This window comes from Ruegeria sp. YTSA144, assembly GCF_059610125.1.
The window spans coordinates 1,210,456-1,223,234 of sequence record NZ_JBXWNA010000001.1 but is presented as its reverse complement, the minus strand read 5'-3'; the positions used below and the strand labels follow the sequence as shown (position 1 = coordinate 1,223,234).

The window sequence follows — 12,779 nt, the reverse complement described above, 5'->3', positions numbered from 1 at the left end:
TCCATCGAGCGCCCTTTTTTTGGGGCTTAGCTGCCCGCCGCAATCAGTTCGGCCTGTGCCACGATGACTTCGGCCTGCTTGATTGAGGCGATGTCGACAAGGCGGCCTTTATAGACGGTTGCGCCCTCACCGTTGGCTTTGGCCTGTTCCATCGCGGCCAGGATTTCGCGGGCCTCGGAAACGGCCTCATCCGACGGGGTAAAGACCTGATTGGCCAGTGCAATCTGCTTGGGATGTATCGCCCATTTGCCGACCATGCCCAGCGTGGCCGAGCGCTTCGCCTGAGCGATGTACCCTTCATCATCGCTGAAATCCCCGAATGGCCCATCCACTGGCAGCACCCCGTGGGTGCGGCAGGCCGCAACGATGGCGGCTTGGGCCCAGTGCCACGGATCGGACCAGTGTTTTTCACCCTCGCGCAGCATGTAATAGTTTTCCTGAGTGCCGCCGATGCCCGTGGTCTGCATTCCCATCGAGGCCGCAAAATCTGCGGCCCCAAGGCTCATGGCCTGCAAACGGGGTGAGGAGGCTGCGATCTCTTCCACATGCGCGATGCCGGCAGCGGATTCGATAATGACCTCGAAGCTGATCGGTTTGGTCCGGCCCTTGGCGCGTTCAATGGCGGTGACAAGGGCATCCACGGCATAGACATCCGATGCGCAGCCGACTTTGGGGATCATGATCTGGTCCAGACGGTCGCCTGCCTGCTCCAACACGTCGACAACGTCACGATACCAATAGGGGGTATCCAATCCGTTGATGCGAACGGATATGTATTTGTTGCCCCAGTCAACAGTGTTCAGGGCTTCGATGACATTGGCGCGGGCGATGTCCTTGTCCGAAGGCGCAACCGAATCCTCGAGGTCAAGGTTGATCACATCCGCAGCAGAAGCTGCCATTTTCGGGAACAGTTTGGTATTCGATCCCGGACCAAACAGTTGGCAGCGATTGGGTCGTGCAGGCGCGGCGGGTTGGATGCGAAAGCTCATCTGGACCTCGTATGGGTAATGAAATTGCGATTTTCTCGCCCAATGAGGTATTAAATTGCGCAACCTGGCGCAAGGAGATTGTGCATCTGCGGCAATGCGGTTGCAGAAAGCTGCATTCCAACAGCTGAGAAGTGGTGATTAAAGTTTAATCATTTTGAAAACTTCGAATTATTTTGCGCTTTCTGGGTCAATGGTGCAAGAACATCGCGCACTTGTCGTGTTTGGCGGATCAAAACGCGAAACGCTCGTTTAAGCGCTTCTCTAGCTTAGGCCGGAATCAAAGGAGTGACCGCAATGATCGAGACACCGTACCTGCTGTTTTTGGGCGATGCGCCCGACCAATTGGCGGCCAAAGTGGCTGTGGGCATCAAGGACTGGCGCCCGGAAAACGCCGTCGGCCAATATCGTATGGACGGCTGCAAGGCTGATCTGGGTCTGAAGGATATGACCCTGACCGAGGCGAAAGCGGCCGGCGCAAAAACGCTGGTTATAGGTGTGGCCAACCGTGGCGGCGTCATCAGCCAGGAATGGAAAAAGGTTCTGGTCATGGCGCTTGAGGAAGGGTTTGACCTGGCCTCTGGCCTGCACAACCTGTTGCGCGACGAGCCCGATCTGGTGGCGGTGGCCGAAGCGACGGGTCGAAAGCTGCACGATGTGCGTGTACCTGAGGTCGATTACCCGATTGCCAACGGGATCAAGCGCAAGGGCAAGCGTTGTCTGGCCGTGGGCACCGATTGTTCGGTCGGCAAGATGTACACCGCAATGGCGATGGATGCGGAAATGCGCAAGCGTGGTATGAAGTCGACCTTCCGCGCGACTGGTCAAACGGGCATTCTGATCACCGGCGATGGCGTGCCGCTGGACGCCGTAGTTGCGGATTTCATGGCCGGCTCGATCGAATGGCTGACACCTGACAATGATGACGATCACTGGGACCTGATCGAAGGCCAGGGATCGCTGTTCCATGTATCCTATTCCGGTGTGACCATGGCGCTGATCCACGGCGGCCAGCCTGACGCGCTGATCCTGAGCCATGAACCGACCCGCGAGCACATGCGTGGTCTGCCGACCTATCAGCTGCCGACGCTCGAAACCCTGCGTGACACCGCGCTGGCCCTGGCCAAAGTGGCGAACCCGGATTGTCAGGTCGTCGGCGTTTCGGTCAACACGCAGCACATGTCCGAAGAGGACGCGACAGCATATCTGGCCAGGATCGAAACGGACATGGGGCTGCCGGCGACCGATCCGTTCCGGTTCGGCTCGGGCAAGTTGGTGGACGCGCTGGCCGCGATGTGATCCAACCGGTCCGCCGGTGGCGGGCCGGTTCCGCCGCTGGCGGGAGTATTTGGAAAAAGATGAAGGAGCGGGCCTGTGCAGATAGAGGTCTCTCGCGATGTGTTTCAGTTGGCGCAGGTGTTCACCATCTCGCGCGGGTCTCGGACCGAAGCAAAGGTGCTGACGGTGCGGGTGTCGGACGGAACGCATCAGGGCTGGGGCGAGTGCGTTCCTTATGCGCGTTATGACGAAACGCTCGAGTCGGTCGAGGCCGAGATCGCCGGTCTGCCTGCTGAGTTCAGCCGTCGGTCGCTGATGGATCTGCTGCCTGCCGGTGCCGCCCGGAACGCCTTGGATTGTGCTTTGTGGGATCTGGAAAGCAAGCGCGCGGGTAAGCGCGCTTGGGATTTGGCTGGCCTGCCGGTGCCCGGACCTGAGATCACGGCCTACACTTTGTCGCTGGACACGCCCGAGGCGATGCAGGCCCAGGCGGCCGAAAACGCGCATCGCCCGCTTCTGAAGATCAAGCTGGGCACGCCAGATGACATGCCGCGGCTTGAGGCGGTGCGCGCCGGTGCGCCGAACGCCAAGATCATCGTGGATGCGAACGAAGGCTGGTCGGCCGAGGTTTACGCCGACCTCGCCCCGCATCTGGTACGTCTGGGCGTGGCGCTGGTCGAGCAACCGTTGCCGGCCGGTGACGACGACGCTTTGATTGGAATGGACCGCCCGGTGCCCGTCTGCGCCGACGAGTCCTGCCATGATCGCGCCAGCCTGCCCGGGCTGATGGGCAAATACGATGTCATCAACATCAAACTCGACAAGACCGGTGGCCTGACCGAAGCGCTTGAGCTGCGCAAAGCCGCAATCGCGGAAGGGTATGACATCATGGTCGGCTGCATGGTTGGCAGCTCGCTTGCCATGGCGCCTGCGACACTGGTGGCGCAGGGTGCGATGGTGACGGACCTTGACGGCCCGCTTCTGTTGGCCGAAGACCGCGACACCCCGCTGATTTTTGACGACGCCGGAGTTCACCCGCCCGAAGCGGCGCTCTGGGGCTGAGGAGACAAACATGACCCGAACCGTTTATGTAAATGGCGAATACCTGCCCGAGACCGAGGCCAAGGTATCCATCTTTGACCGTGGCTTCCTGTTTGCTGATGCGGTTTACGAAGTGACCAGTGTACTGGATGGCAAGCTGATTGATTTCGAAGGTCACGCAGTACGCCTGAAGCGGTCTCTGGACGAGCTGGAGATGGCCGAGCCCTGCACCAAGGAAGAGCTGCTGGAAATCCATCGCAAGCTGGTTGATCTGAACGGTATCGAAGAGGGCCTGGTCTACCTTCAGGTCTCGCGCGGCAGTGACGGTGACCGGGATTTTGTCTTCCCTTCGGCCGATACCAAACCCAGCCTCGTTCTGTTCACCCAGAACAAGCCCGGGCTGGCTGACAGTCCGGCGGCACGGAAAGGTGCCAAGATCATCTCGATCGAGGACATCCGTTGGGGTCGCCGCGACATCAAGACCGTGCAGCTGCTTTACCCTTCGATGGGCAAGATGATGGCCAAGAAAGCGGGGTGCGATGATGCATGGCTGGTCGAGGACGGCTTTGTAACCGAAGGCACCAGCAACAACGCCTATTTCGTCAAGAACGGCAAGATCGTGACCCGCCCGCTGTCCAACGACATCCTGCACGGGATCACCCGCAAGGCCGTGCTGCGCCTGGCGGCCGAAGCGCAGATGGAAGTTGAAGAACGCCTGTTTACCATCGACGAAGCCAAAGAGGCTGACGAGGCGTTCACAACCTCGGCCAGTGCTTTCGTGATGCCCGTGGTGGAAATCGACGGAGTCGCGCTGGGTGATGGTACACCCGGGCCGATAGCCAAACGCCTTCGTGAAATTTACCTGGATGAAAGCCGAAAGGCCGCGATCTGAAGAAACACCACGTCGGACGGCGTTGCGGTAAACTGCTGCGGCGCCGTGCCAACATCAGTCGGATCCGGGGCAGGACAGGGAGAGTCGCCTTCGATCCCGCCGAGCATGAGCAGATCACATGCGACTTTCCGCCGAAAGGCCGTGTTACCCGACTTTGAAAGGGTCCAGGCTTTCCTGAAACTGTTCGATGAATTCCAGCGTTACCAATGACGGTTGCTTCAAAATTGGACGCACCAACGAGAGGGTATGCGTCAAAAACGGCTTGAACGGCCGATAACTCAACCCCCTCGACGTATACTGGACAGCATCCAGTTCGCTTACGACCGAGACACCGGCACCTTCCAGCGCCAATTCGCATGCTGCCGTGAACTGCCTGACCTCGATATGCGAGTTCAATTCGACATTGGCATGTTGAAATACTTTCGAAAGCCGCCCGAAAAAGTCGCTGTCGCGTCGGGTGTGGATGATTTTGCTATGTGCGAGATCCGCCGGGGTAACTTCGGAAAGGCCTTCCAACTCGTGCCCGGTGGGGAACACGCATACCGTGCGAACGTCGATGTCCCTGCTTTCTACCGCCGGATGACCGTGAAAGCTGTCAGTGATACCGAAATCATACTGCTCGCCGATCATCCATTCCAGAATGCGTTCAGGTCTGTCAGGTTCGATCGTCAGGGTGACGCCGGGCCGATCTTTCAGAAAACCGGCGACGACTTTGGGCAAATGGCTGGTGGCAAATCCCGGCAGGCAAGCGACACGGATGTGCCCTGCTTTGCGTTGTGTGATATCCTGGCTGACATCAGAGATTTGCCGCATCAATTCGAGAACGCGCTCGACGCTGGGCAAGAGGTAACGAACCTCCTGCGTTGGCACCAATCGGCCCTCGCGGCGGTCAAAAAGCTGAAACCCAAGCGATTTCTCAAGATCGGACAGCAATCTGCTGACAGCTGGTTGGGTTACGCCCAGATCAGCCGCGGCGGCCGTGACAGACCCTTTGGTGGTCACGGCCATCAGGGCCTCCAACTGCCGAACTCTCAGAATTTGACTCATTGCCGATCCCGATCTGTTGCGCCGTTTCATAACACTATGTTATTTTTTCACCAAGTAGATAGGCCTTGAATTATATTTTTGTAACGTTAACGTCGTGAAATCGTCATGTGTGCCGTTTACGCGTTGCGGTCGGTAATCAACGAAGCATCAACCCTGATGCATGGGAGGAATCATGAAAAAGAATCTGCTTGGCGCTCTTGCCATCACCACGGCCTTGTCCCCCTTGGCGGCAATGGCGCAGACCGAAGTCCAGTTCTGGCATGCCTTCACCGGTCGCCTTGGGGAACTTGTCAAAGGACAGGTTGAAGAATTCAACGCCAGTCAGGATGAGTTCGTCGTGGTCGAAAGCCACAAGGGCAACTACTCGGAAACCCTGAATGCCGGGATTGCTGCCTTCCGGGCCGGTGAGCAGCCGCATATCCTGATGGTGTTCGAAGTCGGCACGGCGACAATGATGTCAGCCAAAGGGGCGATCAAGCCGGTCTATGAAGTGATGGCCGAAAGCGGCGCGTCTTTTGATCCCGACGCGTATATTGGCGCCGTCAAAGGCTACTACACAACCACTGACGGAGAGATGCTGTCGCTTCCCTTCAACTCCTCGACGCCGGTCCTGTGGGTCAACCGCGATGCCATGCAAGCGGCGGGCGTTGATCCGGACACGGATCTGTCCACTTGGGAAAATGTCGGCGAAGTCCTTGAGCAGCTGAAGGCGGGTGGCGAGGATTGCCCGCTGGTGACGGCATGGCAAAGCTGGATTCACCTTGAAAACCTGTCAGCCTATCACGACGTTCCCTTTGCCTCACGTGACAACGGATTTGCCGGTCTGGATACCGAACTGATGCTGAACGGTCCGGTGCAGGTTGCACATCTGACCGCAATGGGTGACTGGGCCAAGGACGGCAAGTTCATCTATACCGGTCGCAGAAACGAAGGCGGTGCGAACTTCCGGTCAGGCGAGTGTGCATTGTTCACCGAAAGTTCGGCCGGATACGCCGGCATCAAGGCCGAGGCCGAGTTCGATTTTGACGTGCGTCCGCTGCCCTATTGGGAATCCGTCACCAGTGAACCGCAAAACACCATCATCGGTGGCGCGTCTCTTTGGGTAATGGAGGGTCATGAGCCCGAAGAGTACAAAGGCGTCGGAGAGTTCCTGAGCTTCCTGTCATCACCTAACGTACAAGCGGCCTGGCACCAGAACACCGGTTATCTTCCAATCACCACAGAGGCGGGTGAGGTTACGCGTGCCGCTGGTTTCTATGACGAAAACCCGGGCACCGACGTCGCAGTGATCCAGATGACCGCGAAAGAGCCGACCGCAAATTCGAAAGGCTTGCGCCTGGGATCGTTCGACCAGATTCGCGGCATCATCGACGAAGAGCTCGAGGCGATCTGGTCCGGTGAGAAAACGGCTCAGGAAGCGATGGACAGCGCGAAGGAACGCGGTGATGCGTTGCTGCGCCGGTTCGAATCCGCCAATCAATAAGTCGTAACGTCATGCGGGCCTTTTCAGGGCCCGCATTTTCTTTCTTCGGTGGGTTTTCAGGATGGAAAAACGCGTCACCTTTCGCGGCTGGCTGTTGCCATTGGCGTTGATCGCCCCTCAGGTCATCATTTCCGCTGTTTTCTTTTTCTACCCCGCCGGTCAGGCCATATGGCAGTCGCTGTTCATACCTGACCCGTTCGGGCTGTCGTCCCAGTTCGTGGGGCTCGGCAACTTTGAATTCCTGCTGAGTGACAAGTTTTATCGCGCCTCTTTCGTGACAACGGCGGTGTTTTCCACGCTGGTCACGTTGTGCTCGATGATCCCTGCCTTGTTTCTTGCGGTCATTGCGGATCGATTGATCAAAGGGTCCGGGGTCTATCGGACGTTGCTGATCTGGCCCTACGCTGTTGCCCCGGCGGTTGCGGGCGTTCTGTGGCTGTTCATGTTCAACACGCGCGTCGGCGTCGTGTCGTGGTACCTCGGCCAGCTTGGGTATGACTGGAACCACGTTCTGAACGGCACCGAAGCCATGGGGCTGGTGGTCGTTGCCTCTGCCTGGGGGCGCATAAGCTATAACTTCCTGTTCTTTTTCGCTGCCCTGCAATCCGTTCCAAGATCCGTGATCGAGGCGGCGGCGATTGACGGCGCGCATTTCTGGCGCCGGTTCTTCACGATCGTGCTGCCGTTGCTGTCGCCGACGGCGTTCTTCTTGCTGGTGGTGAACGTTGTTTATGCCTTTTTCGAAACCTTTGGTGTGATCCACACAATCACCGGTGGCGGGCCGCAACAGTCGACCACAATCCTTGTCTACAAGGTTTTCTCGGATGGGTTTGTGGGGCAGGACCTCGGCTCGTCTTCGGCGCAATCGGTCATCTTGCTGATCGTCGTGGGCCTGTTGACGGTCATCCAGTTCAAATACGTGGAAAAGAGGGTGCATTACTGATGGCAGCCCAACAACACGGAATGGTCGAAAAACGCGGCGCGGGCATCTGGTTGTCCCATGCTTTGATGATCCTCGGTGTCCTGATCATATTCTTCCCGATATGGCTTGCCTTCGTGGCTTCGACCGTGACCCAGGCCGAGATCGTCTCACCGCCGATGCCAGTCGTGCCCGGCGATCAGTTCTGGGTGAACTACAAGGCGGCGCTTTTCTCGGGGGTAAATGTGCCCGTGGCCACGATGCTGTTCAACAGTCTGGTGATGGCAATCGGAATTGCAGTCGGCAAAATCATCATCTCTCTGCTGTCGGCTTTCGCGATCGTCTATTTCCGCTTTCCCGGACGAACGACGTTCTTCTGGCTGATCTTCCTGACCCTGATGCTGCCGGTCGAAGTCCGCATCGTTCCGACGTTCGAAGTTGTCGCCGGGTTCGGTATGCTCAACAGCTATTACGGGCTGATCTTTCCCCTGATCGCCTCGGCAACGGCAACCTTCCTGTTCCGTCAGTTCTTTTTGACCATACCCGATGAACTGGCCGAGGCCGCCCGGGTCGACGGCGCGCGACCGATGCGGTTCTTCATCGATATCGTGGTGCCGATGAGCCGGACCAACATCGCCGCACTGTTCGTGATCCTGTTCATCTATGGCTGGAACCAGTACCTTTGGCCGCTGCTGATCACGACCGATCCCGAGATGAATACCATCGTGATGGGTATCAAACAGATGTTTCCGTCCGGTGACGACTTTGCGCATTGGCCGACGATCATGGCGACGTCCATTCTGGCGATGATCCCGCCGGTCATCGTGGTGGTGTCGATGCAAAAGCTCTTTGTCCGTGGCCTTGTCGATAGCGAGAAGTAAGAAATGGCAACAGTTACCTTAGAGAATGTCAAAAAGAGCTTTGGCCCGACGGATGTGATCCACGGTGTCGATGTCGATATTGCCGATGGAGAGTTCATCGTGATCGTCGGCCCGTCGGGCTGCGGTAAATCTACGCTGTTGCGGATGGTGGCGGGGCTGGAAACGATCACGTCCGGCGAAATCCGGATCGGCGGTGAACGCGCCAATGACAAAGAGCCCATGGATCGCGACATCGCCATGGTGTTCCAGAACTACGCGCTTTATCCGCACATGTCCGTGCGTCAGAACATGGGATATGGCCTGAGGATCGCCGGGTTGCCCAAGGCTCAGATCGATCAAAAGGTGACCCAGGCGGCGAAGCTGTTGCAGCTTGAACCTTTGCTGGATCGCAAACCCAGGCAGTTGTCCGGCGGTCAGCGCCAAAGGGTTGCGATGGGCCGGGCCATTGTCCGCGAGCCCGCTGTATTCCTGTTTGATGAGCCGCTCTCGAACCTCGACGCCAAGCTTCGTGTTCAGATGCGTCTGGAAATACGCGAACTTCAGGAGAAACTTGGGATCACGGCGCTTTACGTCACGCATGATCAGGTCGAAGCAATGACGATGGCGGACAGGATGATCGTGATGAATGGCGGCATCGCCGAGCAGATCGGCACGCCGCTGGAAGTCTATGAAACCCCGCAAACGCTGTTCGCCGCGCAGTTCATCGGCAGCCCGGCGATGAACATTTTTGAAGCACGGCGCGAAAACGGGGCGATCAAGATCGGAGAAATCGAAGTCGGACCCTCCGGGGGCGCAGACAGCGCCGTGAAGCTTGGCATAAGACCAGAGCACCTGTTGTTGGATGACAATGGCCCGCTTGAAGCCGCGATTCAGATGGCTGAACCGCTTGGGGCCAACACGTTGCTGCACGGTCACCTGTCGGGCTCTGAAAGCACGATCACCGCAAGCCTTCCCGGTGTCCACCCGATCGAAGGACGCCATCCTGTTATGCGGTTCTCGGTGGCACCGGAGAACATGCATTTGTTTGACCACGCGACAGGCAGAAGGCTGGAAAGCTGATGGCGTTTCAGCAGGTTGAGGCCTTTCGCGGCGGCGAAAACCTGATCCGGGTTGTGGGGCATCGGGGGGCACGGGGCGTGTTGCCTGAAAACAGCATGGTCGGCTTCGACTTTTCACTTTCCATCGGCGTCCCGCTTCTTGAGTTTGACGTTGTCCTGACGGCCGATGATGTGCCGGTCATTACGCACAATCATCGCCTGCATTCGGCCAGTTTCCGCGATAGCAATGGCGTGTTCCTGACCGGGGAAGAGCCGAAAGTATCCTCGCTGACTTACGAACAGATCCGACAATTCGATATCGGGCGTCTGGACGGGCAATCCGCCTATGGCCAACGCTTCCCGGATCAGGCGCAAATGGACGACGTCCATGTGCCAAAGTTGTTGGATCTGCTCGATTTGGTCGATGACCCGAAACACAGTGATGCCCATCTGATGCTCGAGCTGAAGTCGGACCCCGACCTGGCCCATGATGCGCTTTACCGAGAGAACTTTGTCCGGAGAGTACTTCGGGACGTTCGCGGCAAGGGTTTGTCTTCGCGCGCGGTGCTGCACAGTTTCGATTGGAATCTGTTGGCGGAATGTCAGAGGCAAGCTTCGGATATGCCTTCATCCTACCTGACGCAACTTCCGGAAAATGCCGACGATGTTGGCGAGGATTCCTCAAAATCCGTTTGTCCCGACTTTCGTGGTCGTCGCGACGAAATACCAGACTTGGTAAAGCAGGCCGGTGGTTCGCTTTGGTGCCCGTATTTTGCGGATGTAACGCCCGAAAACGTCACGCGCGCAAAAGAACTGGGCCTGTGCGTCGTCGTGTGGACCGTCAATGAACATGAAGATATCGGCAGGATGATCGATCTGGGCGTGGATGCAATCGTATCCGACTATCCTGGGCGGGTTCAAAGACAACTGTCGGAGTCAGGCTTCGGTTGGCGCGCAGGGCACCGGTGATCCCGGCGTCCCCGGGGCGACGTGGGTGAATTTCTTCTGCCAATTTGAAATTGCCTCAAACAAAGGCCCTTCAGCCCCGTTGACGCTCAGGACACGCGTGTTTTTGGGGCATTGGTTTCGGCCATCGCTGGTCACAACCGTCATCGACGGGCCGTCACCCCTAACGGGTGGCGGCAATATTAAGTCACATTAACAACATTCTTGTGATTGCTACAGTTCTGTCTCTTTTCCGCCGGAATTTGTGCTGATAAGGAGAAAATTGAGTGTTGGGGTGCTGGTAAGTGCGAGTGGGCGGATGAGAGCCGGAACAAACGGTCAAATAGCTATTTCCTGGTGTCAGACGGAAATTGACGGGCTTGAAGATGCGCCCCTTTCCTGCATGGCGGTCGGAGCTGCATGGTCATGGCGTGGACAAGCAATCGTCATGAGTGAGACTGCCGAGCAAAGCATCGGAAAAATCGGAAATGTGGGGGCCGTTGCGACCCACGTGAACAGCCAGTTTCCAATTGTCCGTGAGATTTCGGGCGATGTGACCGGAACCCTTGCCCTTACCAACGGTGCGCAGACATTCACTGCCAGGATTGTTGGCGATGGCAACGATACGTCGCGGACTCTCGTGTTCGAAGGCGCTTGCCCGCCACGGGATGAAGAGTTCTGGATTGTCGAAGTGACCGAGCTTGCGATGATCCCGAGCCCGGCCGCGAAAGGCGGCGCGACGGTCGTTTCTTTCCCGACCTCAAACTAAGATTTCAAGGCGCCGCCAGACAGTTTCGGCGCGATGCCCGGTCCGCTGGCTGTCTGCCCCGATCGTTTTTTCTGAACTTTGCGGAATGCTGTGTTGACTCCGCCGGCATCGCGGATATAAGCGCGGCTTCATTGGTGTTGGTGGCCCCCGCAAGGGGATGCCTGTCATGGGGGAGACCTCAAGAGGACAACGCCCTTCATAGTGGCCCGTCAGGGCTTCGACCTAACGAAGGAGATCAGCCGTGACCAAACGCACGTCTGCCAAGTACAAAATCGACCGCCGGATGGGCGAAAACATCTGGGGTCGTCCGAAATCCCCGGTCAACCGTCGTGAATACGGCCCCGGCCAGCATGGCCAGCGCCGCAAGGGCAAACTGTCGGACTTCGGTCTGCAACTGCGCGCCAAGCAGAAGCTGAAAGGCTACTACGGCGACCTGACCGAGAAGCAGTTCCGCCGCATCTACGCCGAAGCCGAGCGTGTGAAGGGCGACACCGGTGAGAACCTGGTCGGCCTGCTGGAGCGCCGTCTGGACGCTGTGGTTTACCGCGCCAAGTTCGTCGCAACCGTCTTTGCCGCGCGCCAGTTCGTGAACCACGGCCACGTCAAAGTGAACGGCAAGCGGGTCAACATCCCGTCCTACCGCGTCAAAGAAGGCGACGTGATCGAGGTGCGCGACAAGTCCAAGCAACTGGCTGTTGTCCTGGAAGCCGCCGCGCTGGCCGAGCGCGACGTTCCTGACTACATCGACGCCGACCACTCGAAAATGACCGCGACTTTCGTGCGCACTCCGTCGCTGGGCGATGTGCCGTACCCGGTCATGATGGAACCGAACCTGGTTGTCGAATTCTACGCGAAGAACTGATCTTCGCAGCAACCGAATTCCGAAAGGCCGCGCTTTTTGCGCGGTCTTTTTTGTTTGATGAGGACGCTGCCGCCATCGCGACAGCCCGCGCTTTCCCTGAGGGTTGTTGGCCAGATGACGTGCGGGTCAGATCGGCAGGGGTCTGCCTTCGGCGATCGCTTCCATCGCGAAATACGAGGTCACGCTGTCCAACTCGACCTTCTCGATCAATCGTTGATAGACCTTGTCATATGACGACATGTCCTGCGTTACGACTTTCAGCTGATAGTCGTAATCGCCTCCGATCCGATGAAAATCCACGACTTCCGGGATCGTCAGAACATGGCTCCGAAACGCCTGAAGCCACTCGGCGGAGTGGTGTCGTGTGCGGAGCATGACAAAGACGACAAGGCTCAACCCCAGTTCCTCTCGCGCGATGCGGGCCGTGGACCCGATCAGGACGCCGTTTTCGTTCAGGGCCTTCAAGCGCCGCCAGCAAGCGTTTTGCGAAAGTCCTACACGATCCGCCAATTCCCGCTGCGACAGGGTGGCGTCCTTTTGCAGTTCTTTCAGAATGCGCGTGTCAATTTGATCTATTTTTGATGTCATAACTGATCATATGACACAAAATTATAAAAATCCACGCAAAGATAGGTGAAG

General features: G+C 57.8%; 13 protein-coding genes. 10 read left to right on the top strand and 3 right to left on the bottom strand.

Annotation, left to right across the window (positions count from 1 at the left end; all coding sequences use genetic code 11):
• Window positions 1-26 precede the first annotated feature (26 nt).
• On the bottom strand, window positions 27-989 hold the full coding sequence (locus tag AC2FF8_RS06145) for an L-malyl-CoA/beta-methylmalyl-CoA lyase (RefSeq protein ID WP_496879193.1): 963 nt from the start codon (window positions 987-989) through the stop codon (window positions 27-29).
• A 294-nt stretch (window positions 990-1,283) separates the two neighbouring features.
• Between AC2FF8_RS06145 and dgcN the strand changes: the two genes are divergently transcribed.
• From dgcN to AC2FF8_RS06130, 3 genes are all read left to right on the top strand, one after another.
• Window positions 1,284-2,285, top strand: coding sequence for an N-acetyltransferase DgcN (dgcN, locus tag AC2FF8_RS06140; RefSeq protein WP_496879192.1), 1,002 nt, complete (start codon window positions 1,284-1,286; stop codon window positions 2,283-2,285).
• Between the two features lie 75 nt (window positions 2,286-2,360).
• Entirely contained in the window at window positions 2,361-3,326 is a 966-nt protein-coding gene (gene dgcA, locus AC2FF8_RS06135; protein WP_496879191.1) for an N-acetyl-D-Glu racemase DgcA, read from the top strand.
• Between the two features lie 10 nt (window positions 3,327-3,336).
• Window positions 3,337-4,197, top strand: a complete 861-nt coding sequence (locus AC2FF8_RS06130; RefSeq protein WP_171363942.1) for a D-amino-acid transaminase — start codon at window positions 3,337-3,339, stop codon at window positions 4,195-4,197.
• A 144-nt stretch (window positions 4,198-4,341) separates the two neighbouring features.
• Here AC2FF8_RS06130 and AC2FF8_RS06125 read toward each other — a convergent pair whose 3' ends face one another.
• Entirely contained in the window at window positions 4,342-5,244 is a 903-nt protein-coding gene (locus AC2FF8_RS06125; protein WP_170346021.1) for a LysR substrate-binding domain-containing protein, read from the bottom strand.
• Between the two features lie 172 nt (window positions 5,245-5,416).
• On the opposite strand from AC2FF8_RS06125, the gene ugpB reads away from it, so the two are divergent.
• From ugpB to rpsD, 7 genes are all read left to right on the top strand, one after another.
• Window positions 5,417-6,727 carry a sn-glycerol-3-phosphate ABC transporter substrate-binding protein UgpB gene (gene ugpB / locus AC2FF8_RS06120; RefSeq protein WP_496879190.1) on the top strand — a complete coding sequence of 437 codons (1,311 nt, stop codon included), beginning with the start codon at window positions 5,417-5,419 and terminating at the stop codon, window positions 6,725-6,727.
• A gap of 61 nt (window positions 6,728-6,788) precedes the next feature.
• Window positions 6,789-7,670 carry a sn-glycerol-3-phosphate ABC transporter permease UgpA gene (gene ugpA, locus AC2FF8_RS06115; protein WP_152459032.1) on the top strand — a complete coding sequence of 294 codons (882 nt, stop codon included), beginning with the start codon at window positions 6,789-6,791 and terminating at the stop codon, window positions 7,668-7,670.
• Window positions 7,671-7,690: 20 nt separating this feature from the next.
• Entirely contained in the window at window positions 7,691-8,527 is an 837-nt protein-coding gene (gene ugpE, locus AC2FF8_RS06110) for a sn-glycerol-3-phosphate ABC transporter permease UgpE (RefSeq protein WP_152459916.1), read from the top strand.
• 3 nt (window positions 8,528-8,530) lie between these two features.
• The gene (locus AC2FF8_RS06105) at window positions 8,531-9,586 is read left to right on the top strand and encodes a sn-glycerol-3-phosphate import ATP-binding protein UgpC (RefSeq protein ID WP_257599309.1); all 1,056 of its coding nucleotides are present in this window, start codon (window positions 8,531-8,533) and stop codon (window positions 9,584-9,586) included.
• A complete protein-coding gene (locus AC2FF8_RS06100) occupies window positions 9,586-10,533 on the top strand; it encodes a glycerophosphodiester phosphodiesterase family protein (protein WP_425078857.1) in 948 nt (315 codons plus the stop codon). Before AC2FF8_RS06105 ends, AC2FF8_RS06100 begins: the two co-directional genes overlap by 1 nt.
• Window positions 10,534-10,957: 424 nt before the next feature.
• Window positions 10,958-11,278, top strand: coding sequence for a hypothetical protein (locus AC2FF8_RS06095; protein WP_496879189.1), 321 nt, complete (start codon window positions 10,958-10,960; stop codon window positions 11,276-11,278).
• A 241-nt stretch (window positions 11,279-11,519) separates the two neighbouring features.
• Window positions 11,520-12,140 carry a 30S ribosomal protein S4 gene (gene rpsD, locus AC2FF8_RS06090; protein ID WP_496871453.1) on the top strand — a complete coding sequence of 207 codons (621 nt, stop codon included), beginning with the start codon at window positions 11,520-11,522 and terminating at the stop codon, window positions 12,138-12,140.
• A gap of 126 nt (window positions 12,141-12,266) precedes the next feature.
• Here the strand turns inward: rpsD and AC2FF8_RS06085 are convergent, their stop codons facing one another.
• The gene (locus tag AC2FF8_RS06085) at window positions 12,267-12,728 is read right to left on the bottom strand and encodes an Lrp/AsnC family transcriptional regulator (protein WP_496879188.1); all 462 of its coding nucleotides are present in this window, start codon (window positions 12,726-12,728) and stop codon (window positions 12,267-12,269) included.
• Between the last annotated feature and the right edge of the window lie 51 nt (window positions 12,729-12,779).